This is a genomic window from Qipengyuania sp. (assembly GCF_042095715.1).
GTDB lineage: Bacteria > Pseudomonadota > Alphaproteobacteria > Sphingomonadales > Sphingomonadaceae > Qipengyuania.
This window is the reverse complement of record NZ_JBELMO010000028.1, coordinates 1-25,644: the sequence shown is the minus strand read 5'-3', so window position 1 is coordinate 25,644 and position 25,644 is coordinate 1. Positions and strand designations below refer to the sequence as shown.

25 protein-coding genes are annotated in these 25,644 nt (G+C 64.4%); 9 read left to right on the top strand and 16 right to left on the bottom strand.

The genetic code is table 11. The annotated features are described in order from the left end of the window. Positions 1-12 precede the first annotated feature (12 nt). Positions 13-495 (bottom strand): GAF domain-containing protein, encoded by a 483-nt coding sequence (locus ACFDTG_RS08500; protein ID WP_375290598.1) that lies wholly within the window; start codon positions 493-495, stop codon positions 13-15. A gap of 63 nt (positions 496-558) precedes the next feature. On the opposite strand from ACFDTG_RS08500, the gene ACFDTG_RS08495 reads away from it, so the two are divergent. After that, positions 559-2,013, top strand: coding sequence for a PQQ-dependent sugar dehydrogenase (locus ACFDTG_RS08495; RefSeq protein WP_375290597.1), 1,455 nt, complete (start codon positions 559-561; stop codon positions 2,011-2,013). Position 2,014: 1 nt separating this feature from the next. Here the strand turns inward: ACFDTG_RS08495 and ACFDTG_RS08490 are convergent, their stop codons facing one another. Continuing rightward, complete coding sequence (locus ACFDTG_RS08490; RefSeq protein ID WP_375290596.1) at positions 2,015-3,742, bottom strand: acyl-CoA dehydrogenase; 1,728 nt, start codon at positions 3,740-3,742, stop codon at positions 2,015-2,017. Positions 3,743-3,810: 68 nt separating this feature from the next. On the opposite strand from ACFDTG_RS08490, the gene ACFDTG_RS08485 reads away from it, so the two are divergent. Next, positions 3,811-4,734, top strand: a complete 924-nt coding sequence (locus tag ACFDTG_RS08485) for an L-threonylcarbamoyladenylate synthase (protein ID WP_375290595.1) — start codon at positions 3,811-3,813, stop codon at positions 4,732-4,734. Here ACFDTG_RS08485 and ACFDTG_RS08480 read toward each other — a convergent pair. The 7 genes from ACFDTG_RS08480 to ACFDTG_RS08450 all read right to left on the bottom strand — a co-directional run bounded on the left by ACFDTG_RS08480 (position 4,731) and on the right by ACFDTG_RS08450 (position 10,897). After that, positions 4,731-5,060 carry a hypothetical protein gene (locus ACFDTG_RS08480; protein WP_375290594.1) on the bottom strand — a complete coding sequence of 110 codons (330 nt, stop codon included), beginning with the start codon at positions 5,058-5,060 and terminating at the stop codon, positions 4,731-4,733. The two genes, ACFDTG_RS08485 and ACFDTG_RS08480, sit on opposite strands and share 4 nt — an antisense overlap. A gap of 54 nt (positions 5,061-5,114) precedes the next feature. Next, positions 5,115-5,888, bottom strand: a complete 774-nt coding sequence (locus ACFDTG_RS08475; protein ID WP_375290593.1) for a head GIN domain-containing protein — start codon at positions 5,886-5,888, stop codon at positions 5,115-5,117. A 96-nt stretch (positions 5,889-5,984) separates the two neighbouring features. Then, complete coding sequence (locus ACFDTG_RS08470) at positions 5,985-6,722, bottom strand: head GIN domain-containing protein (protein WP_375290592.1); 738 nt, start codon at positions 6,720-6,722, stop codon at positions 5,985-5,987. A 172-nt stretch (positions 6,723-6,894) separates the two neighbouring features. Further along, positions 6,895-7,428: a CarD family transcriptional regulator gene (locus tag ACFDTG_RS08465; RefSeq protein ID WP_375290591.1), complete on the bottom strand. Its 534-nt coding sequence runs from the start codon at positions 7,426-7,428 to the stop codon at positions 6,895-6,897. 244 nt (positions 7,429-7,672) lie between these two features. Next, entirely contained in the window at positions 7,673-8,011 is a 339-nt protein-coding gene (fdxA, locus tag ACFDTG_RS08460; RefSeq protein WP_375290590.1) for a ferredoxin FdxA, read from the bottom strand. Beyond that, positions 8,008-8,367 carry an RNA-binding S4 domain-containing protein gene (locus tag ACFDTG_RS08455; protein WP_375290589.1) on the bottom strand — a complete coding sequence of 120 codons (360 nt, stop codon included), beginning with the start codon at positions 8,365-8,367 and terminating at the stop codon, positions 8,008-8,010. The genes fdxA and ACFDTG_RS08455 overlap by 4 nt, the downstream gene beginning before the upstream one ends. Continuing rightward, a complete protein-coding gene (locus tag ACFDTG_RS08450; protein WP_375290588.1) occupies positions 8,348-10,897 on the bottom strand; it encodes a helicase-related protein in 2,550 nt (849 codons plus the stop codon). The genes ACFDTG_RS08455 and ACFDTG_RS08450 overlap by 20 nt, the downstream gene beginning before the upstream one ends. A 177-nt stretch (positions 10,898-11,074) precedes the next feature. Here ACFDTG_RS08450 and ACFDTG_RS08445 point away from each other — a divergent pair, with 177 nt between their 5' ends. Genes ACFDTG_RS08445 through ACFDTG_RS08420 form a run of 6 tightly spaced genes read left to right on the top strand, consistent with a single transcriptional unit; the run spans position 11,075 to position 15,673 of the window. Next, a complete protein-coding gene (locus tag ACFDTG_RS08445) occupies positions 11,075-12,664 on the top strand; it encodes a M23 family metallopeptidase (RefSeq protein WP_375290587.1) in 1,590 nt (529 codons plus the stop codon). A gap of 58 nt (positions 12,665-12,722) precedes the next feature. Next, on the top strand, positions 12,723-13,721 hold the full coding sequence (gene hemB / locus ACFDTG_RS08440) for a porphobilinogen synthase (protein WP_375290586.1): 999 nt from the start codon (positions 12,723-12,725) through the stop codon (positions 13,719-13,721). Then, positions 13,714-14,274, top strand: coding sequence for a GNAT family N-acetyltransferase (locus tag ACFDTG_RS08435; RefSeq protein ID WP_375290585.1), 561 nt, complete (start codon positions 13,714-13,716; stop codon positions 14,272-14,274). Before hemB ends, ACFDTG_RS08435 begins: the two co-directional genes overlap by 8 nt. Then, on the top strand, positions 14,267-14,824 hold the full coding sequence (locus ACFDTG_RS08430; RefSeq protein WP_375290584.1) for a GNAT family N-acetyltransferase: 558 nt from the start codon (positions 14,267-14,269) through the stop codon (positions 14,822-14,824). The genes ACFDTG_RS08435 and ACFDTG_RS08430 overlap by 8 nt, the downstream gene beginning before the upstream one ends. Continuing rightward, on the top strand, positions 14,821-15,414 hold the full coding sequence (locus tag ACFDTG_RS08425) for a gamma carbonic anhydrase family protein (RefSeq protein ID WP_375290583.1): 594 nt from the start codon (positions 14,821-14,823) through the stop codon (positions 15,412-15,414). The genes ACFDTG_RS08430 and ACFDTG_RS08425 overlap by 4 nt, the downstream gene beginning before the upstream one ends. Beyond that, entirely contained in the window at positions 15,395-15,673 is a 279-nt protein-coding gene (locus ACFDTG_RS08420) for a DUF167 domain-containing protein (protein WP_375290582.1), read from the top strand. The genes ACFDTG_RS08425 and ACFDTG_RS08420 overlap by 20 nt, the downstream gene beginning before the upstream one ends. Here ACFDTG_RS08420 and ACFDTG_RS08415 read toward each other — a convergent pair. Both ACFDTG_RS08415 and ACFDTG_RS08410 read right to left on the bottom strand, forming a co-directional pair. Beyond that, positions 15,658-16,272, bottom strand: a complete 615-nt coding sequence (locus ACFDTG_RS08415) for a YoaK family protein (RefSeq protein ID WP_375290610.1) — start codon at positions 16,270-16,272, stop codon at positions 15,658-15,660. The genes ACFDTG_RS08420 and ACFDTG_RS08415 overlap by 16 nt on opposite strands. A gap of 191 nt (positions 16,273-16,463) precedes the next feature. After that, the gene (locus tag ACFDTG_RS08410; protein WP_375290581.1) at positions 16,464-18,056 is read right to left on the bottom strand and encodes a cisplatin damage response ATP-dependent DNA ligase; all 1,593 of its coding nucleotides are present in this window, start codon (positions 18,054-18,056) and stop codon (positions 16,464-16,466) included. A gap of 84 nt (positions 18,057-18,140) precedes the next feature. Between ACFDTG_RS08410 and ACFDTG_RS08405 the strand changes: the two genes are divergently transcribed. Continuing rightward, positions 18,141-18,485, top strand: coding sequence for a hypothetical protein (locus ACFDTG_RS08405; RefSeq protein WP_375290580.1), 345 nt, complete (start codon positions 18,141-18,143; stop codon positions 18,483-18,485). A 1-nt stretch (position 18,486) separates the two neighbouring features. Here the strand turns inward: ACFDTG_RS08405 and ACFDTG_RS08400 are convergent, their stop codons facing one another. The 5 genes from ACFDTG_RS08400 to ACFDTG_RS08380 all read right to left on the bottom strand — a co-directional run. Continuing rightward, the gene (locus tag ACFDTG_RS08400; protein ID WP_375290609.1) at positions 18,487-19,491 is read right to left on the bottom strand and encodes a ligase-associated DNA damage response exonuclease; all 1,005 of its coding nucleotides are present in this window, start codon (positions 19,489-19,491) and stop codon (positions 18,487-18,489) included. Between the two features lie 91 nt (positions 19,492-19,582). Then, positions 19,583-21,088, bottom strand: a complete 1,506-nt coding sequence (locus ACFDTG_RS08395; RefSeq protein WP_375290579.1) for an ABC transporter permease — start codon at positions 21,086-21,088, stop codon at positions 19,583-19,585. Next, positions 21,085-22,023: an ABC transporter ATP-binding protein gene (locus tag ACFDTG_RS08390; RefSeq protein ID WP_375290578.1), complete on the bottom strand. Its 939-nt coding sequence runs from the start codon at positions 22,021-22,023 to the stop codon at positions 21,085-21,087. Before ACFDTG_RS08390 ends, ACFDTG_RS08395 begins: the two co-directional genes overlap by 4 nt. Positions 22,024-22,121: 98 nt before the next feature. Beyond that, a complete protein-coding gene (locus ACFDTG_RS08385) occupies positions 22,122-24,194 on the bottom strand; it encodes a prolyl oligopeptidase family serine peptidase (protein WP_375290577.1) in 2,073 nt (690 codons plus the stop codon). A 92-nt stretch (positions 24,195-24,286) separates the two neighbouring features. Next, the coding region (locus tag ACFDTG_RS08380; protein WP_375290576.1) for an AAA family ATPase at positions 24,287-25,644 on the bottom strand (1,358 nt) is incomplete at its 5' end.

The window sequence follows — 25,644 nt, the reverse complement described above, 5'->3', positions numbered from 1 at the left end:
TGCGCCGCGCGACTAGATCCGTTTGCTGAGAAGTGCTGCCAATGCTTCAATACTCTTGGCATCTTCGTCATCGAAGCGCGCCGGGGAAGGGCTGTCGAGATCGATCACCGCTATGACAACGCCCTCCCGCTGGACCGGCACGACCAGTTCCGACCGGCTTGCTGGATCGCAGGCGATATGGCCGGAAAAGGCATGGACGTCGGCAACCACTTGAGTTGCCGCATCTTTCGCAGCCACTCCGCAAACGCCGCGCCCGAACGGAATGCGGATACAGGCCGGACGACCTGCGAATGGTCCGAGAACCAGTTCGCCATCGACCACCCTGTAGAAGCCAGCCCAATTGAGATCGGGAAGAAACTCCCACAGCAGGGCCGCCACATTGGCCATATTGGCCACGCCGTCACGCTCACCAGCGGTCAACCCCTCCGCAGCGGAGAGAAGATCACGATAGATCGCGTTCTTGGGAGCGTCGGGTGTGGGCTTGAAATCATACATGGCCACGCGATGTAAGCTGCTGCGCCATTGCCGCAAGGGCGGCGCTGGCTTAAAGCCGCGATTATGAGCATCGCCAAGAAGATCGGCTTCGTCCTCCTCGTCATTCTGGTGGTCTTGGCGATTGCCGCTTTCGTCTTCACCAGACCAGACCGAGCGGATCTCCCATGGAGCGATGTGACCGGTACCGATCCTACATTGCAGCAGCCCGAGGCGGAGACCTTCCCCACGATCGGCATCGCAGAACCGATCGGCTGGGGCGCCAACGACACGCCTATTCCGGCCGAGGGGCTGTCGGTCAGCCGTTTCGCGGAAGGCCTCGATCACCCGCGGACCCTACTCACTCTTCCAAACGGCGATGTTCTGGTTTCGCTAACCGACGCGCCCGCCGTGAGGGCTCCGGGCGAGCATAACTGGATAGAGGACAAGATTGCAGGCTTTCTCTTCGGCAGGGCGGGCAGTGACACAGGATCGCCTGACAAGGTAGTGCTGCTCCGCGATACGACTGGTGACGGTAAAGCCGATAAAAGGTTCGTCTTGGGGGACGACTTCAACAGTCCGTCAGGTCTTGCCTGGGCCAACGATATCCTGTTCGTCGCCAATCATGATGCTGTCTGGGCCTACAACTACAGCCTTGGTGATACGAGTTTGTCCACCAAGCCGGTGAAGATCATGGATTTGGCACCCGGGCCCAATCACTGGATGCGCAATCTTCTGCTCAGCCCGGATGCCTCCAAGCTTTACGTCGCCGTCGGATCTGCATCGAACATAGGCGAACGCGGGATGGAGGCCGAAGAAGGCCGCGCCTTGATCTGGGAGTACGACCTCGAAAACCGATCGCAGCGCATCTATGGCGCGGGCCTCCGCAACCCCAACGGCCTGGCCTGGAATCCCTGGTCGGGAGAGCTCTGGACCACTGTAAACGAACGGGACATGCTGGGGTCCGATCTGGTCCCGGACTACCTGACCAACGTGCCCGTCGGTGCGCAATACGGTTGGCCCTGGGTCTACTGGAAGGACAATGTCGACCGGCGCGTGAAGGCGCCCATGCCCCAATTTATCACCGAATATACGCGCCGGCCCGAATATGCGCTGGGTCCGCATGTTGCCGCGCTCGGATTGGTCTTTGCTAGAGAGGGTGCCAAGCTGGGTCCGAAGTTTTCGAGCGGAGCATTGATTGCTCAGCACGGTTCCTGGAACCGCGAGCCCCCATCGGGCTACAACGTTGTCTACGTCCCCTTCGATGCGCGCGGTAATCCGACAGGCAAACCGGTACCCGTGCTGAGCGGCTTCCTGACCGACGATGGCAAGACGCATGGACGCCCGACATGGGTATCCTGGGCGGCAGACGGCGCGCTACTCGTTAGCGACGATACAGCTGGGATCATCTGGCGCGTGATCGATAAGGACGCCGACCCTGCCCCTGCGATCGAGAGGATCACGGGGGAGAGGCTGCCACCGCAGCGGGAACTTCGGAGCGGCTTGCAAGGCGCATTCGGTGAGGAATACGCGCGCGAATAGGTCAGGCGACCAATTCTTCTGCTGACACCGCATAGAGGTCCGCTGCACCGGCCGTCGCGCTGGTTCGCAGCCCGGCAGCTTCCGAGACGATCCTGTCCAGGAAAAACCGAACGGTGGCTTTCTTGCTCGGGCCTGTCTCTTCGCCTGAACGAAGCTGGCGCGCCAACTGCCAGCCAGTCACTGCCACGGCCAGCATCGTGCAGAAGGGGACGCTTCCCGCCAGCCTGTCGTCCAGGTTATCGCTGTCCCGCATCCAATCGGCGATAGAGGCGCAGTCGCGGGCCAGATCGCAAAGGCCGGGTTCCTCGGCGCTATCACGTTGAATGTCGGCGATGAGGTTTTTCAGAGCATTGCCCCCATCCAGCGAAAGCTTGCGCGTGACCAGATCCGCGGCTTGGATACCATTGGTGCCTTCGTAAATCGGTGCGATCCGCGCGTCGCGATAGTGCTGCGCGGCGCCGGTCTCCTCAACGAAGCCCATCCCGCCGTGAACCTGCACCCCGAGGCTGGCGACCTCGACCCCGATATCGGTCCCCCACGCCTTGATAAGCGGCACGAGCACTTCCGCCCGGGCGGCCGCCCCCTCGTCTCCCAACGTTCCTCGATCAACCTGGCCGGCGGTATAATAGAGAAGCGCACGAGCCCCCTCGGTAAGCGCCTTCATGCGCAGCAGCATGCGCCGAACATCGGGGTGCTCGACTATCGACACCGGATTGCGATCAGGCGAGCCGGCGCGGGCGCTCTGGATGCGTTCCCGCGCATAGCCCAGCGCCTGCTGAGTCGCGCGTTCGCCGATCTGGACGCCCTGATTGCCGACGTTGATGCGCGCGTTGTTCATCATCGTGAACATCGCCGCCAGCCCGCGGTTCTCTGCGCCCACCAGCTCTCCGATGCATTCGCCGTTGTCGCCATAGCTCATCACGCAGGTGGGCGAGGCGTTGATGCCAAGCTTGTGCTCGAGGCTGACTGGTCTCAGATCGTTGTGCGGGCCAAGCGTGCCGTCGGCATTCACATGATATTTGGGCACCACGAACAGCGAGATGCCCCGGCTTCCCTCGGGCGCCCCGGGAAGGCGCGCGAGCACAAGGTGGATGATATTCTCAGCCAGCTCGTGATCACCCCAGGTGATATAGATCTTTTGGCCGGCGATCCGGTATTTGCCTTCGTGCTCCCCTTCCGTGATGGGCTCCGCCGTCGTCCTGAGCGCGCCCACGTCGCTGCCGGCCTGAGGCTCGGTGAGATTCATCGTTCCGGACCACTGCCCGCTCACCAGCTTGGGAAGATAGAGGGATTGCTGGGCCTCGCTACCGTGATGAAAGACCGCCTCGATCGCGCCGACCGAAAGGATCGGCAGCAGCGTGAAGGCCATGTTTGCCGAGCCGAGGTTTTCCAGCACATTGCACGCAAGCGTGAAGGGAAGGCCTTGCCCACCATATTGCGTGGGACCGGCGATGGCATTCCAGCCCTGCTCCACATAATGTCCATAGGCTTCGGGATAGCCTTCGGGCAGGCGTACCTTTCCATTCTCGAGCCGCGCACCCTCAAGGTCTCCAATGCGGTTGAGCGGGGCCCATTCTCCGGCAGCGAACTGACCGATGCCCTCTACTATGGCCTCCACAAGATCGGGCTCCGCCGCGGCGAAGCGCTCATGGGCCGCGAGCTCTGCAATTCCAGCGTTAACGCGAATGGCGAGCAACTGATCGCGGATCGGTGGGGAATAGGGAGTCACGGCAGGTCCTCAAGGCAAATGGCGTAAAAAGATGGCGTTTGCGCGCTGGCGGGATATAGGCCCGCGCAATGCTGGGCAAGGTCGTAACAGAGAAGCTTGGCCCTGACGAACCGGGGCTCGAGCGCGCCGCCGCCATTCTGCGCAGCGGCGGTGTCGTGGCCCTTCCCACGGAAACGGTGTACGGCTTGGCGGCGCGCGCAGACTGCGCCGAAGCGGTCGCGAAAATCTATGAGGCAAAGGGAAGGCCGTCGTTCAACCCCCTGATCGTCCATGTTCACTCTCTGGAACAGGCCCGAACACTGGCCAAATTCAACCCGAATTCGCTTGAACTCGCCGCCGATCACTGGCCCGGGCCATTGACGCTGGTCTTGCCGCGCCGCCGCGACGCCACACTGGCAGATGCAATTGCGGCAGGTTTGCCAACGGTCGCCCTACGTTGCCCCGCGCATGCCGTGATGCGCCGCGTGATCGAGCTGGTCGATGCGCCACTGGCCGCGCCGTCAGCCAATCGTAGCGGGTTCGTGAGCCCGACGACTGCGAATCATGTCCTGGCGACGCTCGATGGGCGGATCGACGCCGTGGTGGATGGTGGTCCCACGGCGGCAGGGATCGAATCTACGATCGTGGCGGTCCGTCCCGACGGGCGGCGCGAGGTCTTGCGCCCAGGCCCGATCCTGTTGGGCGAAGTGGTCGCCGGGATCGATGGGCAGGTAGAGGCGCCCGGCCAGCTCAGCCAGCACTATGCGCCGGGCAAGCCTGTCAGGCTCAATGTCCGCGATCCCGATCCGGACGAATTCATGATCGGTTTCGGAGCCGTGGATGGTGTGTGCAGTCTGTCCGACAACGGCGATCTGGAGGTGGCGGCGGCGCGCCTATACGCCTGCCTTCACGACGCCAGCGGATCCTCGCTTCCTCGGATAGCCATTGCGCCCATTCCGGAGGACGGCATCGGCCGGGCGATCAATGATCGGCTGCGCCGCGCGGCGAGCTAGCGCTTCGGTTCCACCGGGATAGTCGGCAGCAGCTCCTGGATTTCGGCGTAGGTGGCACGCGCGTCCTCGCAAGCGGCTCTGCTACCGTTTTTGCACCGGTCACTCTGCTTGGCGTATTCCCGCTCGAGCTTCCCGAGCCGTTCTTCCCGCTTTCGCAGCGCGCGGCCCCTTTTCTCATCGGCTTCGGACTGACTGGTGGTCGCGAGATCGATGGCCTTCGCGCCCGCCCGTACCGGCAGTGTCGCGACGTCCACCAGCGTCTTGGCGACGCAGCCACTGGTCAGAAGCGTAACTGCCGCCACAAAGGCCACGATAACTGCGCGCATGCCAGAGACCCTTTCACGATTGGTCTAACCCAGCTTCGCCGAGACCGTGAAGCTTTATTCTCCCGGCTGGGGGGCAGACGGCGCATCCGGCGCGCGCGCGGTCTCGGTATTGCGGCAGCGCAATTCGCCCGAACCCACCGACTTGACGGTACAATCGGCACGACCGAACACCGTCACATCGCCCGATCCGGCGATGTGCGCCTCCACCGTGCCATCCGAAGCGATCTCACCGCCGCCCGATCCTGCGATATTGATCTCCGCCTTGCCAACCTTGAGCCCACGGGCGTTAAGCGCCCCGGATCCGGCAACGTTGTAGTCGAGAGTTTCGGCAGTTCCTGCGAGCTTCACGTCACCCGACCCCATGATGTTGACCCCCAGCTTGGACGCCGAAACACCCAAAACTGTGATGTCGCCCGATCCGGCGACATTGATATCCGCGTTTCCAGTCAGGCTGGGCGCGGTCAGCTTTCCCGATCCGGCCATCGAGATGGCGCGCAGGGACGGCATCGTAACCGAAATGGTAGCGACGGACGGACCATCCCAGTTTCCTTCTCGGCCGATGGCCAGCGAATCTCCGTCCAGTCGGAAACGGAGCCCTTCCTTCGCCTCGGTACTGCCGCTCACCGCGATCGCCAGCGTCTCTCCCTCGCGAACGATGACATCGTCGGGTCCACCCAGCTCGAGCTTGTTGGGCTTGGCGCCATCGATATCCAGTTCGGCAAGCGGCACACCGTCTTTCAAACCGTAATCGTAACTGCAGGCGGCGAGCGCGCCAATCGCGCCCAGACCGACCAAAGGCGCGATGGTCTTCAGGATTTTGCCCAACATAAAACTTACTCCCCATTAGCGTGTTGCTGAGATAATACAGCGCCACATAAGGATCAAGTGCGGTCGGTCGAGTGAGGTCGGCTTTCGGTCGGGGGGTCAGCGGGTGCAGATAAGCCGACCCGAGCCCATGCGGGTCTGGTTGCAATCGGTGGTGCCGCTCACGCTCACCGTCCCGCTCCCCGCGATCATCGCGCGGACCGGGCCCGACGATCGGAACTGCCCATCTCCGGACCCCGCCACGGTCACCTTTGCCGTTCCCACAGTCAGTCCCTGCGCGCGCAGTGCGCCGCTGCCCGCAATGGTCACGTTCGCGCTGTCGCTTCGTCCAGCCATATCGAGCGTGCCTGATCCTGCCACCGTCGCGGCGAGGTTCTCGGCATCCATCTCGCGGACCATCGCCCGACCCGACCCGGCCAAGGTGATCGTCGCGTTTTCCGCCTCCATGCTCGCCACGTCGAGCGTACCCGATCCGGCGCCGGTAATTGACCGTAGCGATGGGACGGTGATTTCGATCTGCGCCTTTGTGCGGACCCGAGGCTTGCCGGACACGCGGCCCACGACCAGCGCGCCGTCTTCCACCAGGAAACGCAACTGCGACAATGCGTCGGCATCGCCGGAGGCACGGATCTGCCACCGGTCTCCGCGGGTCACACAGACATCGTCCTGGCCGGCGGCAACCAAGGCATCGAAACGACCGGTTGGCGACCATCTGGTGCCGACGGGCTTGCCATCGCTGTCCAGCCTGTTGTGATCACGGCGGTCGGCATTAGCAGGCATGGCCGCCAATCCGGCGATCGCGGCGGCGAACGAAGCGGTGAGAAGTACGCGTGACATCGGCGAGGTACCCTTTCCCATTGGTGGGAGAGGTATATTGACCTGCCGAAACACCGGGGTCCACATCGCTCGTCGACAAATGTAGTCGATTGGTGGAGTAGGACGAACTAGGCGAGAAAAAAGGGGCCGCCCTTGCAGGCGACCCCGTCAATTTTCGCGATAAGCCGCCGGCTCAGGCGTCTTCGGTGTTCTCGTAATATTGGGGTGCATGCTCACGCAGCACATCCAGAATTTTCTCGAGAGCGGCAGGCTCGTCGGTCTTTTCCATCGCAGCGAGTTCGCGCGCGAGCCGGCTGGCGGCCGCTTCGAAGATCTGGCGTTCGGAATAGCTCTGCTCGGGCTGGTCTTCGGGACGAAACAGGTCACGGGTGACCTCTGCGATCGAAACCAGGTCGCCGGAATTGATCTTCGCCTCATATTCCTGGGCGCGGCGGCTCCACATGGTGCGCTTGACCTTGGGCTTGCCCTTGAGCGTTTCCATCGCTTCCTTGAGGGTCTTATCCGACGACAGCTTGCGCATGCCGATGGATTCGACCTTGTTGACCGGAACGCGCAGGGTCATGCGCTCTTTTTCGAAGCGGAGAACATACAGATCGAGCTTCATGCCGGCGATTTCCTCGCTCTGAAGCTCGATCACACGGCCCACGCCGTGCTTGGGGTAGACAACGTAATCGCCAACATCGAAGGCATCGGCTTTGCTCGCCATGCATCGTCCTTTCGTACCTGGCAGGATGTGCCGAACCGGGCGAAACCGTATTCGCCGCGCAAAACATTGCGCGAACTGGTCTCTATTCCGGTTGGGAGTGGCGGGTATCCTGCCCTTTCAGTCACAATTCACGCCGCACCGGCCGAGCAGAGTGCTCGCGATCCGGTACGGGACTCACATTATATAACATGAAAGCAAGAAGATTGCGACTCGCAAATTGCTGCGGTGCGTCGCCCCGCAGTGATCAGTCTCCGTCGCCCGGTTCAGGCGTGAAATAGGCTTCGAACTTGCCGTCCTCGTCCTTGTGCTCGTCCGCGTCGGCGGGCGGATCCTTTTTCTGCGTGATGTTGGGCCATTCCGCAGAATATTTCGTGTTGAGCTCCAGCCACTGTTCCAGCCCGTCTTCGGTATCGGGCAGAATGGCTTCGGCAGGGCACTCAGGCTCGCAGACGCCGCAATCGATGCATTCGCTCGGATTGATGACCAGCATGGTCTCGCCCTCGTAGAAACAATCCACGGGGCAGACTTCGACGCAGTCGGTGTATTTGCATTTGATACAGGCGTCGGTGACGACGTAGGTCATGGGCGGGCTTCCCCTGGTGTAGTGTGATCTGACGTTCCGCCTATGTCTCTTTCGCGCGACAGGTCAAGACCGGGCTCCAGCACACGGTAGGATGCCTGCGCCTCGCGCGCGGGACCGCGCCTTTCGGGTAAAGCCAGCACTTCGATCACCCGGATCGAGTTTCCCAGCGGAATGGTGAGCACGTCGCCCACGGTGATGTCCTGGCTCGGGCGGGTCACCCTGGCCCCGTTGCGCCGCAGGTGACCGGCCTCGATCAGGGCGCTCGCCAGGCTGCGTGTGCGCACGAAGCGCAGGTTACACAGCAGCCGGTCGATCCGCATATCGCCGGTCGCGTGGCTAGCGGACCAGGTCCGCAAGCGCGGCGAAGGCGTTGCCTTCGCGAGGCTGGGCGGGTGCAGGCTTGGGCTGCTTGCCGCGCTGCGGGCGCCATTCCCACAGATCCGGCCGAGGCGGTCCGAACTGCCCGTCGGCAAGAGACCGAGCCCGCTGCACCCGGAAACCTGCCTGCCCCATCAGCCGCACGATGCTGTCGGGGGTGAGCCCGATCGATGTGGCGAGCGCCATGTCGAGGGTGCACTTTTTCCGACGATCGGCCTTCTGCGCAGCGGCGCGCTCCTCATGCGCCGCACGGAAAATTTTCTCCGCCAGATCGATGCGGATCGCCTGATCGCCCGCATGGCGGTAGCCCGCCGGCAAGCGCTTCGTACCGGCGATGACAGGGAGCATTGCAGGTTCCACGGGGCGCCGGTCGATCGCGAGATCGGACAGGAGCTGGCGCGGCGCAGGCTTGAGCAGGGCGGGCGCAAAGATGTCCAGCGCCCCGAAGGTCACTCCGATCCGGCGCAGGAACGGGCGCATCTCCTTGGGAAGATGCACGATGCCTGCCTGATCGCGGGTGGCGAGACCATGGCCAGCGATAAGCGAAAGCAGAAGGGCGCGCGCCTCCGACCCCGCCTTCGGATCGCGTGACGCCTCCATCAATGCGCCGAGCGGGGCGAGCGGCTGCATTTTTTCGGTCATCCACTGGCGGATCGCCTCTTCCATCTTCCCGCGGGCCGCTTCGGGCAGGGCGGCCAATTCGCGCGCGGGTTCGATCTGCGGTTTCAGCGACCCTTCTGCGAAATGCAGCCGGGCCAGGTCGCGTCCGCTCCAGCGCAGGGCGCCCCTTTCCAGCGTGACGCCATCGAGACCGCTTGCCGCCAAGGCCTCGGCGCGCTGGCCCAAAAGGCGGGGGAGCGCCTTCTCCGCGGCGGCCAGAAGCATTTTGTGATCGGCATGGTTGGCCGCATGGTCCACGATGAAGCGAAATCCCTCGAGCCGGCCTATCGCCTCATCCTCGACGCGAACCACGTCGTCTTCCCCGATGGCGATGGGAAGCAAGGCCGCGTCCTCTCCCAGGGATTTCATCAAAAGTGCAGTCCTCCGGTTGACGAATCTTTCGGTCAGCCGCGCATGCAGCGCATCCGAAAGTCGGGCTTCGACCGCGCGGGCGCGCCCGGCCATCTCGTCCCGCGCCAGCACCCAATCGGGACGCTGACAAATATAGGCCCAGCTGCGAATCGCAGCGATGCGGCCCTGCAGAGTATCGATGTCCCCGCCCGGATTGTCGAGTTCGGCGATGCGCGCGGCGACATAGTCCGCACCCAGATAGCCCCCGCCTTGAAGATCGTCCCACAGCCGGGCCACGAATCGGGCGTGCACGTCCGGCCCGCGCTGGCGGAAATCGGGCAGCGAGCAGACCTCCCAGAACCGCCTTACCTGACCCGGAGTTCGGATCGCCCGAGCAATCGGCTCTTCGGCGAGACGCTTGAGCGTGGCGAGGTCGATGGCCTCGGGTGCCAGGCGCAAGACGGGATCGAGGGGCGGCGCCTCCAGGTCCGCGATAAGAGTCGCCAAATTGTCGAAGCGCGGTTCCGCCTCCCGCCAGAACAGATGGGTGAGCGGTGCGAAGCGATGCTCCTCGATGGCGTAAATCTCTTCGTCGGTGAATTCGGGGACTTCCTGTCGCCCCTTGCCCGCGCCGGCCAGCGTGCCGAAGGTGCCGTCGCGCTGATGCCGCCCTGCGCGCCCTGCTATCTGGGCCATTTCGGCGGGCAGCAGGCGGCGCTGGCGGACTCCGTCGAACTTGGTCAGCCCGGCAAAGGCGACGTGCGTCACGTCGAGATTGAGACCCATGCCAATTGCATCGGTGGCGACGATGTAGTCGACCTCGCCCGACTGAAAGAGAGCGACCTGGCGATTGCGCGTTTCGGGGCTCAAGGCCCCCATGACGACGGCCGCGCCCCCCCGGAAGCGCCGCAGCATTTCGGCGACTGCATAGACCTGTTCGGCACTGAAGGCGACGATGGCGCTACGCGGAGGCAGGCGGGAAAGCTTGCGCGGCCCGATATGGGTCAGGGTGGAAAAGCGCGGCCGGCTCACGATCTCGGCGCGCGGGATCAGCGCCTTGACCAGCGGTTCCAGAGTGGCCGCGCCGAGCAGCATGGTCTCTTCCCGCCCGCGGGCATTCAGCAACCGGTCGGTAAAGACATGGCCGCGCTCGCGGTCGGCGGCGAGCTGGGCCTCGTCCAGAGCCACGAAGGCGCGCTCGTTCGCACTGCGCGGCATCGCCTCGACGGTGCAGCACAGGTATCGTGCGTCCGGCGGTTCGATGCGCTCTTCGCCTGTGATGAGCGCCACTGCCTTGTCGCCTCTAATGGCGCGTACCCGGTCGTAAACCTCGCGCGCCAGCAGCCGCAATGGGAAGCCCATGGCGCCGCTCGAATGCGCGACCATCCGTTCGATCGCAAGATGCGTCTTGCCGGTGTTGGTGGGCCCCAGGACCGCGGTGACAGTATCGTCCTGCACAGGCCGAAGATGGCAGGCACGGGCGATCCAAACAACCATGAGGCCGTGAAATGCCACGTTTCGTCGCTCATGCGACTCGGCTTGCCCCGAATTAGCCAGGCGTTAACTTCATTTTGGCAGGAAAACCGGGCATCGGCGCGGTATCGGAACAAATGCGGGTCGTTCGCGCGCCACACATGCTCCGCAGCGCGCGGCACGAAAAATCGGAGGGCGGGCATGGGCACCATTCGCGATCGGATCTACGGGGGCGGCGGCTTCGGCAAAGCCGCGCCCGCGGGTGCGACGGGGCATGGGTCCGTTGAGGCCACCTCCGAGCAGCTTGCGGCTTGGCGCGTCGAGCGCAGACTCAGAAAGCGCGGCGGCCTGGCCGGACTGACTCCGGACCTTGCGCGCAACATCGGCAGCAGCCGCTGGTTTCGCGGTCTCGCGACACTAGTGGGACTTTCCGCGGCCGCCATCGCATTCTGGCCCGGAATCGCGCCGGTTTCGGCATCGCCCGCGACGCGCCTCGACCAGGCTGGGCGTGACGAATTGCGCAGCCAGATGATCACCCCCCTCGCACTCGGCGCCGAGAGCGGGCGGCGCATGGGAGCGACAGGGCTGGTCAGGCCGCTTGCCGCCGCGCCGGAACGGCCGCAAATCGAACTGCTCGCCACGCTTGGCGGAGGTGCGACGCTCGAAGGCACTTTGCGGCGTGCGGGGGTGGGCGGCGCGGATGCGGATCGCGTACTGGCACTGGTGGGCGGGGCAATCGACCTCTCCGATCTCGAACCGGGCACGCAGATCGATATCACATTGGGTCGCCGTCCCGCCGAAACGGCCCCCCGTCCGCTCAAATCGCTGGCTTTCCGCGCGCGTTTCGATCTGGCTCTCGAAGTAGGGCGCAATGGTGATACGAGTCCGCTGGCGCTTACCCGCACGCCCATTCGTGTCGACGAGACCCCGTTGCGCATTCGCGGAACGGTGGGACCCAGCCTCTACCGCTCGGCCCGCGCCGCCGGCGCACCCGCAAATGCCGTGCAGGCCTATCTGAAAGCGCTCGGCCAGCAGATCGACGTCGGAAGCCTGCGCGCGAGCGACACCTTCGACATCATCGTCCAGCATCGCCGCGCAGCGACCGGAGAACGCCAGGCGGGGGCACTGCTTTACGCCGGTGTCGAGCGGGACGAGAAGCCAAGGGTGCAGCTGATGCGCTGGGGCAGGGAAGGGCAGTTCTTCGAAGCATCCGGTGTGGGTGAGCAGCGTTCGGGCCTCGTCGCCCCCGTGCCCGGCCGGGTAACCTCGCGCTTCGGGATGCGGCGCCACCCGATCCTCAAATACAAGCGCATGCATGCAGGGCTCGACTTCAAGGCGTCTTACGGGACTCCCATCGTCGCCGTAACCGATGGCCGGGTCTCTGGCGCCGGGCGGATGGGGGGATGCGGCAATGCCGTTCGCCTCTCCCATGGGGGCGGGCTACAGACCCGCTATTGCCACATGAGCCGCATGGCGGTGTCCTCGGGGCAATCCGTCCGGCGTGGACAGGTCATCGGCTATGTGGGCTCCACTGGCCTCTCCACCGGCGCGCACCTTCACTACGAGATGTATCGCAGCGGCCGCCCGGTTGATCCGTCCTCAGTCAAATTCGTCACCCGAGCGCAGCTGTCCGGCGCCGAACTGGCGCGGTTTCGCGAGACGCTGGCGACGATCAAGCAGGTGGAAGCTGGCGCCGCGCTTGCCGATCTGGTCCCGACTTCCGCCGAACAGGCGTCAGAAGAGCCCCAGCGGGAAATCGACCGCGTCGATAAGCCGCAAAAAATCGACTGATCGCCCTTGATCGACGCTGCGTTGCGCGCGCGGCAGGTTTGCGGCATCAGCCGCCGCCATGAGCATAGCCAGTTACCCCAATCTCAGGATGCGCCGTACCCGTGCTTCGTCGTGGAGCCGCGCGATGCACCGCGAGACGCAACTCACCCCCGCGGATCTGATCTGGCCTCTCTTCGTGACCGAGGGGAGCAGCGTGGAAGAGCCGGTCGGCAGCCTTCCGGGTGTGTCGCGATGGTCGGTGGACCTGATTGCCGTGCGGGCCCGCGAAGCGGTGTCTCTGGGCATTCCTTGTCTGGCGCTGTTTCCCAACACCCAGCCGGATCGGCGAAGCGAGGATGGGGCAGAGGCGCTTAACCCGGACAATCTGATGTGCCGCGCCATCAAGGCCGTGCGCGATGCCTGTGGCGGCGAGATCGGGATCCTGACCGATGTCGCGCTGGATCCTTACACCAGCCACGGCCAGGATGGGCTGCTCGACGATGCCGGCTATGTCGCCAATGACGATACCGTTGCGGTGCTCGTCGATCAGGCGATCAACCAGGCGGCGGCGGGTGCGGACATCGTCGCGCCCAGCGACATGATGGACGGGCGCGTACGCGCGATCCGCATGGCGCTGGAAATGAACGGTCACGCCAATGTGCAGATCATGGCCTATTCCGCCAAATATGCCTCTGCCTTCTATGGCCCCTTCCGCGATGCCGTGGGCAGCGGGGGGCTGCTGAAGGGCGACAAGAAAAGCTATCAGATGGATCCCGCCAACGGCGATGAGGCACTGCGCGAGATAGCGCTCGATATCGTGGAAGGCGCGGACAGCGTGATGGTGAAACCCGGCCTTGCCTATCTCGACATAATCTGGCGCGCGAAACAGCGCTTCGAAGTGCCCGTTTTCGCCTATCAGGTCAGCGGCGAATATGCGCTGATCGAGGCAGGCGCCGCTGCCGGTGTCGCCGAGCGCGAGGCGCTGGTCATGGAAAAGCTGATCGCCTTCAAGCGGGCAGGCTGTGCTGGCGTGCTGACTTATCACGCGCCCCTGGCGGCGCGGGCTCTCAATGGCTGATGGACGCATCGAAACCGAGCGGCTGGTCCTGCGCGACTGGCGCGAGGCGGATTGGCCCGAGTTCTTCCGTGTCACCAATACGCCCGCCGTCATGCGCTGGCTGGGCGGTACGCTGGACGAAGAGGGGAAGGTCGCGCAGCGATCGCGGGTCGAAACCTGCCAGCAACGCAACGGCCATTGCTTCTGGGCGGTGGAGCGCAAGGAGGACGGAGCGCTGCTGGGCTTCTGCGGCCTGAAGCGCGCCGATGCGCCGGGATCGACGGTGCTGGGCGAGATGGAAATCGGATGGCGTCTGCGCGAAGATGCGTGGGGCCAGGGTTATGCGAAGGAAGCGGCAATCGCTTCGCTCGATGCAGCATTCGACAGCTTCGGGGCCGAACAGGTGGTGGCGCTGACGATCCGCGAGAACTCCGCCAGCTGGGGGCTGATGGAACGGCTCGGCATGCAGCGCCGGGCGGACCTCGACCATGACGACACCCGCTACGATCCGCCGTGGCGCCACGCCATCGTCTATTCCATCGACCGTCAGGCCTGGGAGGCGCGCGATGGCTGACATCATCGCGGAGACGGAGCGGCTGATCCTGCGCACCGTGGAAGAGGGGGACGCGGCGCTCCAGTTCCGCGTGCTGAACACGCCGAAGGTGATGGCGCGGCTCGGCGGGGTGAAGGAGCTCCACGAGATCGAGGCCAAGCACGCCAAGACCATGGCCAGCCAAGCGCGCGAAGGCTTTTCCTTTCTGATGATGATCGAAAAGGATACCGGCGAACTGGTCGGCCACTGCGGCATCAAGCGCGTGGACAATGCGCTGGCCCACAATCAGGGAGATCACGAGATCGGCTGGCTGGTGCGCGAGGATCGCTGGCGGCGCGGTTATGCCGAGGAAGCCATGCGGGCGGTGCTGGAATGGGCCTTCGGTCGCGTAGGCGCGCCGCATGTGGTGGCGCTGACCAGCCGGATGAACGAGGCGAGTTGGCGACTGATGGAGAAGCTGGGCATGCGCCGGCGGACTGATCTCGATTTCGACGATCCCGATTACCCCCCTGACGATCGACGCATGATCCTCTACGCCATCACGAAACAAGAATGGGAGCAGGCGAAATGACCGACGATCGCCCCGGGGTGCGCATCATCCCGATCCACGGCAATACCCCCTCGATTGACCCGAGCGCATTTATCGCGCCGGGCTGTGTCATCATTGGAAACGTGACGATCGGACCCGAAAGCTCTGTCTGGTACAATTGCGTGCTGCGCGCCGATGTGAGCCGGATCGAGATCGGCGCGCGAACCAATATCCAGGATGGCACGGTGGTCCACTGCGATCCGGAGCGCCCCGGCGATCTCGGCGGCTCCCCGACCATCATCGGAGACGATGTGCTGATCGGACATATGGCGATGATCCATGGCTGCCGCATTCACGATCGCGGTTTCGTCGGGCTGGGAGCCATTGCCATGAACAAGGCAGTGATCGCGTCCGACGCGATGCTGGCTGCGGGCGCAATGCTGACCGAAGGCAAGCAGATGGGCGAGCGCGAGCTGTGGGGCGGGCGCCCCGCGCGCAAGATGCGCGATCTGGACGACGCGGCCGTCGCCGGCATGCGCATGGGGGTGGCCCACTATGCGCACAACGCGAAGGACCATTCGGCGGCCATCGCGGCCCTGCCGATTGGGGACGATGGCGCGCCCCAGGGCTGACCTGCCGGAGCCCTCCGCGCTTCGCGCCCTGATACGCGATGGCAGCCTGCGTGTCCGTGTCACGCCCGGTGCACGGGTCGAATGTGTTACGCTCGAGGAGGGCCGCGTCCAGATCAAGGTCCGCGCCAAGCCGCAGGATGGGGCTGCCAACAAGGCGGTCTGTCTTCTGGTGGCGCGTGCGCTCGGTGAGGCAGGCTCCCGCGTCCGTTTGTTGCGCGGCGCAACTTCCCGCGACAAGGTTCTTCAGATCGACGCCTGAGAGGCGCAGCGTTCGATGCGGTTTGCCACGATGAGCATGGCGGCTGCAAACAGCGCAGCGATAAATGGGGTTTGCTGAGGGAACCGCGCGAATGCCAGGGCGCCCGTCACCGATCCGGCCGCGAGCCCGAACCACAATGCGCCGGCACCCAAACGACCCTCACTCGTGCGGCCCATCAGCCGGTCGGCCACGCCCTGGCCAAAGCGAACCAGTGCACCCGTCATGTAAGTGATGCCGATCGCCACCTCTCCATTGCGCCGGAAGACGTTATTGAGCGCTCCCATTGCTATTACGGACGCCCCTAGGAACACCTCGACCGATAGCATGCGGGCGACGGCGGACAGGCCCAGCAGCGCAACCACCAGCAGCAGTACCGCACTTTTGCGCCGGGCGGGCCATCGCTCCGCGACCAGCGCCCCCAGGATTACGCCAAGAACGAAGCCCGCGATCAAACCTGCGGGGATTGCCGCGGCCATGGGGTTGGTTGCAAGATCGACGCCCAGCCGAGTGGTGTTGCCCGACATGAAGGACGTAAAATAGCCGCCTGCTGCGAGGAAACCGGTCGCGTCGACGAAGCCCGCAAGCCCCGGGAGCGCGATGGCGAGGACGATCGAGGCTTCGCATGGATGGCGCGATTCTCAGTCGTAGGATGTGCGTAGAAAATGAAAGAGGGCGGTCGGTCGTCAGTACCGATAGCAAGCTTTCGCCCTTTGCGCGCGCGCTGGCTGCCCAAGACATTTGATCGCGTTTCGCGCTCCACTCCGTATGCATAGCGCGAGGCGCAGGAGCTTCAATCTTTGACGAGAGCGCGAAGGCTGTCGATCCGGTCGGCCTCGTGCGCGGGCTTGTCCCAGCGGATGCGGTGGATGCGGGGAAATCGCATCGCGAGCCCCGATTTATGGCGCCTGGATTCGTGGACACTGTCGAAGGCGACTTCGAAGACCAGGCTCTTGTCGGTTTCGCGCACGGGACCGAAGCGGTTGACCGTCTTGGTGCGCACGTGGCGATCCAGTTTTTTCAGTTCCTCGTCGGTGAAACCGGAATAGGCCTTACCCACCGGCAGAAGATCGGCGCCTGCGTCGGGATCGCCGTCCCAGCAGCCAAAGGTGTAATCGGAATAGAAGCTCGATCGTTTGCCCGATCCACGCTGGGCATACATGAGGACGCAATCGATCAGGAGCGGGTCGCGCTTCCACTTGTACCACAGCCCGGTCTTTCTGCCGGCGATATAGGGGCTGTCGCGGCGCTTGAGCATCAGCCCTTCGATGGCATCGTCCCTCGCGCCTTCGCGGATGGCGGCGAGATGCTCGAAATTGTCGGCGTATACGACCTGGCTTAGATCAAAATGGCTATCGGGAAGACGCGCGATCAGCCCCTCCAGTCGCGCACGCCGGGTGTGCCAGGGCAGGGTGCGAAGATCCTCCCCGTCCACCAGCAGGACGTCATAGAGCCGCACGAATGCGGGGGCGTCGCGCAGCATCGCCTTGCTCACGGTCTTGCGCCCCAGCCGCTGTTGTAGCGCGTTGAAACTCGCAGCCCCACCTTGCTCGCCCCCCTGATGGCTGCCGCGCACCAGCAGCTCGCCATCGAGCACGGCGGGAAAGTCTAGAGCCGGGAGCAATTCGGGAAAGGTAGCCGAGATATCGTCGCCCGAGCGCGAATAGACGTGCGTCTCGCCCCCGGCATGCACCATCTGCACCCGGATGCCGTCCCATTTCCACTCTGCGGCATAGTCCGCAAGATCGACCACGGTGTCTTCCAGCGGGTGCGCGAGCATGAAGGGGCGGAAGGTGGGCAGGTTCTTCGTGTCGGGGGGGGCGCCACCCTCCGCCGCCCAGGAGAACAGCTCGGGATAAGGCGGTGAGAGGCCGTGCCAGTATTCCTCCACCTCATCGACATCGACCCCGAAGGCCTGCGCAAAAGCCGTCTTAGCGAGGCGGGTGGAAATACCCACCCGCATACCGCCCATCGCCAGCTTGAGCAGCGCGTAACGTCCGGAAGGGTCGAGGCGGTCGAGCATTGCAGGCAGGTCTGAGGTCACCGACCGCCGGGTCATGTGGGTGAGGGCATCCACCGCCTCGCTTACCGAGGGCGGATCGGGGTGCGTTTCGGGCTGGGGCCACAGCAGACTGGCCGTTTCCGCCGTATCGCCAACGAAATCGCGGCTGAGCGTCCACAGCACCGGATCCACGCGCTCCATCAGCAGATTGCGGACCGTGCTCGATTTCACCGCCGGAAAGTCCAGTCCATCGGTCAGCGCGGCGAGCGCCCACCCGCGATCCGGATCGGGCATATCGCGAAGATATTCCGCGATCAGCCGCAGCTTTTCATTGCGGCTGCGGGTGTAGACCAACGCATCAATGAGGGCGGCGAACGCTTCCATCTATGCGGCGTTCATCGCGGCGGATATACCCTGCCCGCCTCCGCAAGATTTCCGCGCGGGATGGTTAGCAAGGGATTGGAACTCATGAAGAATTGCCTCGCGGTGCTGGCGCTTGCCGCACTTGCCTCGCCGGTTGTCGCTCAGGATATGCACGCCGGCCATGCGGAGCACGCCGATCACGCGGCCCATTCCGATGCGGCTACGGCCACGACGGGTGCCCGGTTTTCGCTCGATACACCTATCGAACAGATCGTTGCGGATCCCAAAGGCAAGGCGGTGCTGGATGCCGACGTTCCGGGCCTTACCACCCACGAACACTACAGTGCTTTCAAGCAGATGAGCCTGAAACAGGTCGCCGGTTTCGCCCCGGACAAGTTCCCCTCCGAAGTGCTGGCGAAGACCGAGGCCGATCTCGCGGCGATCAAGTAGGTCAGTCATCCTCGTCCTCGTATCCCACGAGGGCGAGGGCACGGGCGCGGCGCTGGGTCAGTTGGCACCAGCGCAGCAGCGCCTCTTCGCGGCCGTGGGTTATCCACGTCTCCTGCGGTGCAACCTCTTGAATAGTCTGCGTTAATTCGCCCCAATCGGCGTGGTCGGAAATGACCAACGGCAGCTCCACATTACGCTGGCGAGCGCGCTGGCGCACGCGCATCCAGCCCGATGCCATGGCCGTGATGGGGTCGGGCAGGCGGCGGCTCCAGCGATCGTTGAGCGCGCTGGGGGGGCACATCACCACCGCACCGCGCATGTCCTCCTTGGTATGGTCGGAGACCAGCCGAAGCTCGCCGAGATCCACGCCGAAATCTTTGTAAAGATTGCACATCTTTTCCAGCGCGCCATGCAGGTAGATCGGCTCCGCGTGCCCCGCGGCGCGCAGTTCTGCGATAACGCGCTGCGCCTTGCCCAAGGCATAGGCGCCGACCAGTACGCACCGCTCGGGATGGACAGCCAAACGATTGAGAAGCTTGGCCATTTCCTCCGCGATCGGGGGGTGGGTGAACAGCGGCAGACCGAAGGTCGCCTCGGTGATGAAAATGTCGCAGGGGGTCACCTCGAAGGGTGGACAGGTCGGGTCCGCACGGCGCTTGTAATCGCCCGTCACCACCACTTTTTCCCCCGCATGCTCGAGCAGGATCTGAGCGCTGCCGAGCACATGGCCGGCAGGGACATAGGTGGCGGTGACGCCGCCGGGAAGGGCGATGGTTTCGCCGTAAGATATTGGTGTCGCGCCAGTATCCGTGGCGTAACGCAGCTTCATGATCGCCAGCGTCTCGGGCGTGGCGACCGTCTTGCCGTGGCCCCCACGGGCATGATCAGCATGGCCGTGCGTGACAAGCGCGGTGTCCACGGGGCGCGCCGGATCGATCCAGCAATCGGCGGGTTCGACGTGGATCCCCCAGGGTTCCGGCCTTATCCAGGAAAACGGCGGACGCATCGGGCAAACAACCGTGGGGGCGGCGACCGCGTTCCCGAAACTGTCGATCACCCCCATGATCGCCTCCCCGAATGGGGGGAACGCAGCGCGATCACCCGCCGCGAACGACGCGCAGTCGGTCTATGATGACCTTTAAGCCCGGCTTCTGGCCCTGTGCCAGCAGGCTGGCCCGGAACAGCCTGCCCAGGAAGATGATTTCCAGAACGATGAAGCCCAGGAGGACGGCGCCCGCGCCGAGGATTTCGATGGTGGAGATGCCAAGGCCCAGCCGCGCCAGCACGGCAAAGGGCGTCCAGATCGGCACCCAGGTCAGGATCTGCACCACCGGCCCGGAATTGCCCGCGACGATGGCCTGCAGGAGAAACGTCACCGGCAACAGGATCGCGAGCAGCACCGGCATCAGATAACCCTGCGCCTCGCTCATGGAATCAGCCATCGATCCGATGGCGACAAACATGATCGAGATCGCGATGTAGCCCGCCAGGAAGAAGAAGATCAACGTGGCGATAGCGCCCGGCGTGGTGATGGGGGCGAGCGCGGGGCGGATCATGTCGGCGATGGCGCCCTGCGTCGCGAAGGCGACCGCCGCGCCCGTGCCCAGCCAGACCACCAGCATGGAAAGCCCGATCCCCACCGCGCCCAGGAGCTTGCCGTACATCAGCTCTTCGGGCGAGATGCATGCAAGCACGGATTCGAGCAGTTTCTTGGATCGTTCCTCGATCGCGCCCTGCAGCATCCAGCTACCCGACAACATCAGCGCCATCATCAGCATATAGGCGAGGGCCAGAGGTACGATGGAGCGCACCAGCATCGCCTCGCGCGCACCGCCGCCGGGTGGCGGGGTCGAGATCGCGAGCCTCGGCGCCGCGCCCTGCACGGCGGCCGCCTGCTGCGCGCTCATCCCGCTTCCGGTCAGCAGGCGCTGGCGCAGATCGGCGGTCAGCACCTCCTGCACCGGCTGCATGAAGCTGGGCCGGGGTTGCTCGTTGGACCAAAGACTGACCGTGGGATCGGCGGGATAGGTTTCGGGAATCACAAGCACGATATCCGCGCGTTCGCCATCGGGAAGGTCGGCATCGGCATCGACCAGCCGGTCAGCTTCCTTGGTCAGCGCATCGCCTTGCGCCTCCGCCAGCGGGGCGGGCGCGGGAACGAAGGCATAGTCGGACGGGTCGGCTTCGAAGGCGGGCGTCTCCTCCTTCTTGAAATTGTCGATTTTTGCGACCGCTGCGGACAGGCCGCCCGCCTCGCGGAAAGCCTTGACATCGGCGGGGGTGTACCAGCGATCGCTTTGCGCCCAGGGGGCGGAAGGATCGGCGGCCTGTAAATCGTAGCGCCGCACATAACGCGACAGATCGGTCAGCACCTGCCGGTCTGCTTCGAAGGAGAGGCGCGCCTCGATCGCTTCGGCAGCGGCGCCGCCGGACCGGTCGATCAGGATTATACGATCAGGATCGCGATCGTCGAGCGAATCGCCCAGCAACGGCCCGAGGGCGAGCGCGACGGGGATCAGCGCCAGCGTCAGCCAGAAGCTCTTGAGTGCGATAACCTGGCGAAACTCGCGACCCGCCACCAGCAGAATGTTCCGCAGGGTCATGGCCGGGCCTCCTCGGGGCTGGCGGCGGAGGGATCGGCCCCCACCAGATTCACGAAGATGTCGTGAAGATTGGCGCGCCGTTCGGCAAACCGGCGCAGCGCCACACCGCGCGCGGTACAATGTTCCAGCACCGCTTCGGGCGTAAATCCGGGTTCGAGGCCGAGCACCCATTCGTGCCAGCCATCCCCGAGATCCAATTTGCGCCGCGCCTCGGCGATCCCGGGCACGACTGCGATATCATCGCGGGCCACGGCATCGATGGTGGCGGGCAATTGGTCGCGCGCTTCCTCCAGCGTGCCTTCGAAGCGCTTGGCCCCCTTGCGCAGCAGGAGCAGGCGGTCGCACAATCGCTCGGCATGCTGCATCACATGGGTGGAAAAGATCACCGCCGCGCCGCCATCGCGCGCGCGCAGGATTTCATCTTCCAGCAACCCCTGATTGACCGGGTCGAGCCCGGAAAACGGCTCGTCCAGGATCAGCAGCTTAGGCCGGTTGACGAGCGCGGTGGCGAGCTGGACCTTCTGCGCCATGCCCTTGGACATTTCGGAAATCTTCGCCTTGGCGCGATCTGCCAGGTCGAACCGGGCGAGTAGTTCCATGCCGTGCGCCTTCGCATCGTGCGCCTGCATCTGCTTGAGCTGCCCGAAATATCCGATCACCTCGATCGCGGTCATGTTGGAATAGAGGCCGCGCTCCTCGGGCAGGAAGCCGATCTGCCCGGTGTTGCGGCGGTCGGGCGCGCTGCCGAGAACCGAGATCGTGCCGGAGGTGGGGCGAATGATGTCCAGCACCATACGCAGGGTCGTCGTCTTGCCAGCGCCATTGCCGCCCAGGAAGCCGTAGATCTCGCCCGGCCCGACCGCGAAGCTGAGATCGTCGACCGCCAGAACCTCGCCGAACCGCTTGGTTAGGTTCGTAACCTGAAGCACAGTCATCGTTCGGTCCCCCGGTTATCCCATCGTATCAAAACTGGGAAACGGCGCCGCCGCTGGCGAACCCGGCTCGACAGTCGGGCCCTATTCCTCGACGAGCGTCATTCGGCCTTGTCGCGGTATTTGTCGAACCAAGCGATGACGGAAGCGGTGCGCTGGGCCTGCTGACTGGGGGACTGGGTCAGGTTGCCGTGACTGGAATCGGGCGTCACCACCAGCGCGGTGTCCACGCCGCGCAGCTTGAGTGCGGTGAAAAACTGTTCCGCCTCGCTGCGCGGGGTCCGATAGTCTTCCGCCCCCACCAGCATCAGCGTGGGCGTCTTCACATTGCCCACCAGGCTGAGCGGGGACCGCGCCCAGTAATTTTCCAGGTCCTCCCACACCTGCTTGCCGCCCATCCAGTACCGGCCGAAGAAACTGGCGCTGTCGCCCACCAGCACCGTGGTCATCCAGTTGATGACGGGCTTGTGGGAGGCCGCCGCCTTGAAGCGATCAGTCTTGCCCACGATCCACGCGGTCAGCAGCCCGCCGCCCGATCCGCCGGTGACGAACAGATTATCGGGGTCGGCGAACCCCTGCGCGATGGCGGCATCCACAACCGCCATCAGCTCGTCGTAATTGCTGATCGGGTAATTGCCCTCGATCCTGTCGGCAAAGGCCTGGCCATAGCCCGTCGATCCGCCGGGGTTGGAAAACACCACCGCATAGCCTGCGGCGCCGTACATCTGGTAATCAGCGGAAAACACCGGGCCGTAGGACGCGTAGGGTCCGCCGTGGATCTCCAGGATGAGCGGCACGCGCGTACCGGGCTGGTATCCGGGCGGCAGCATGATCCAGGCCGGGATCGCGGTGCCGTCTGCAGCGGTGACCGTCAGCGCCTGCGTCTGGCCGAGCGCCTTGCCCGATAGCTTGACCTCGTTGAGCGCGGTGAGCGTACGCTCGTCACTGCCCATGGCCACCGAAACGTCGGCTGGGCGCGTGGGGGTTGAACTGGTGAACGCGACGCGGCCGTTCTCGCTGACCGACCACGGCCCGCCAGCATAAGGCACCGCGTAATAGCCGTCCTTGGCGTTGACCTTCATCTCGCGCACCGATCCGTCCAGCCCGATCCGCGCGACATTGTATTCGCCTTCGTCCTCGTATCCGGCAAACAGACCCGCGTCGGTCCAGTCAACCGAGGATATGTCGCGATCGAAGGATGCGGCGATGCGGCGGGAATTCGATCCGTCCGCGTCCATCACGTAAAGCTGCGTCTGCTGGTATGGCTTCCCCGCATCGTCGAAACCCAGATAGGCGATGCGCCTGCCGTCGGACGAGAAATGCGGGGCGAAGTCCGGCCCGTTGCGATCCGTGAGCGCGGCGATTCGACCGCTGGCGATATCGAGCGCGTAAATTTCGCTGCCCAGCGGTTCGAGCTGCCAATCCTCGCGGCGGTTGGCGCTGAAGAGGATGGTGCGGCCGTCCGGGCTCCAGTCGATGTCCCCGCCGTTGTCGAACGCGCCGCTGGTAAGCTGGCGTGGGGCGCCGCCAGCGGCATCGACGAGGTAGAGTTGCTGCGTACCCGCGGGAATGTAGCCCGCCCCGTCCGCACGATAGAGGATGCTATCGTATATCTTCAGCGGCTCGGCCCACTCTGCGCCCTCGGGCTTGGCGGGGGGCTTGCCAAGGGAAGGCCCTTCGCCCGGAATGCGGGCGGTATAGGCGATGCGGGTGCCGTCGGGCGACCAGTGCAGCGCGCCGGGCGCTTCGGGCATGGCGGTGATGTTGGCCGCGCGCCCGTTCGCCAGCCACATCACGTGCAACTGGGCGCCCGTGCCGCCATGGGTGGAGACATAGGCCAGCCGTGTGCCGTCGGGCGACCAGCGCGGGCTGCCGTGCGTTCCCTCGCCCGTGACCAGCGGGGTCTGCGCGCCCGTCGCGACATCGATCAGCCAGATCGAACTGACCGCCTGGTCCTTCATGATGTCATTGGTCGAACGGACATAGGCGATCTGCCGCCCGTCGGGGCTGATCTGCGGATCCTGCGCCACGGTCAGCCCGAACAGGTCGGCACCGGTGAAATGCGGATCGGGGGCATTACTGTCCGCTGAATCGTCATCCTGCGCAAGCGCCAGGTTCATGGGCATGGCGACCGCACAAAACAGAGCGAGAGTCGCGGATTTCAGCAGCTTCATAAGCAAGTCCCCCGGTGCGCAACGTGCGCCCGGGGGACCGTAAACCATATGCTCCGCGCTAACGCCAGAGCGAGCTTGGAGGCATTAGGGCCTCAGTCTTCCTTGCCGCCTTCATCGGCGGCTTGCGCGCCGGACTTGCCATCGTCCTTCTTGGCCGCGGACTTCTTTTTGGTCGCCGGTTTCTTGCGTGCCTTGGGCGGGGCGGGGGTGAGTTCGAAGGATGGCTTGCCGTCCTTCACGGTCACCTGCACCTCGCCGCCATCGGCCAGCTTGCCGAACAGCAGTTCCTCGGCCAGCGGCTGCTTGATCTTGTCCTGGATCAGGCGGCCCATCGGACGCGCGCCGTACAGGCGGTCGTAACCCTTGTCCGCCAGCCAGTCGCGCGACTCCTTGTCGAACTGAATGTCCACGTCCTGCTCGACCAGTTGCAGCTCGAGCTGGAGGATGAACTTGTCCACCACCCGCGCGACGGTCTGCCTGCCGAGATAGCCGAACGGCACGATCGCATCGAGACGGTTGCGGAATTCGGGCGAGAACATCTTCTTCACCGCTTCCTCGCTCGCGTCCTCCTTGCTCACGTCGCCGAAGCCGATCCCCTGGCTGGCCATGTCGGCGGCGCCCGCATTGGTCGTCATGATCAGCACCACGTTGCGGAAATCCACAGTCTTGCCGTGATGGTCGGTCAGGCGGCCGTTATCCATCACCTGCAGCAGGATGTTGAACAGATCGGGGTGCGCCTTCTCGATCTCGTCGAGCAGCAGGACCGAGTGCGGGTTCTGGTCGATCGCATCGGTCAGCAGGCCACCCTGATCGTAACCCACATAGCCCGGAGGCGCGCCGATCAGCCGCGATACGCTGTGCCGTTCCATGTATTCGGACATGTCGAAACGCTTCATCTCGATGCCCATGATGGAGGCGAGCTGACGCGCGACTTCCGTCTTGCCGACGCCGGTAGGGCCGGAGAACAGGAAGCTGCCGATCGGTTTGTCCGGATCGCGCAGACCGGCGCGGCTCAGCTTCATCGCGGTTGCCAGCTTCGTAACCGCGGCATCCTGGCCGAAGACGACGCGCTTCAGATCCTTCTCCAGGTTTTCGAGCGCCTTCTTGTCGTCGCTGGAAACCGATTTGGGCGGAATACGCGCCATGGTGGCGATCACCGCCTCGATTTCGCGGGCAGTGATCTTCTTCTTCCGTTTTGATGGCGCCACCAGCATCTGCATGGCGCCGACCTCGTCGATCACGTCGATCGCCTTGTCCGGCAATTTGCGGTCGTTGATATAGCGGGCGCTGAGTTCCACCGCCGTCTTGAGCGCATCGGCGGTATAGGTGACCTTGTGATGATCCTGGAAGGCGCTCTTGAGGCCCTGCAGGATCTTTACCGTGTCTTCCACCGTCGGCTCGTTCACGTCGATCTTCTGGAACCGGCGCAGCAGCGCGCGATCCTTCTCGA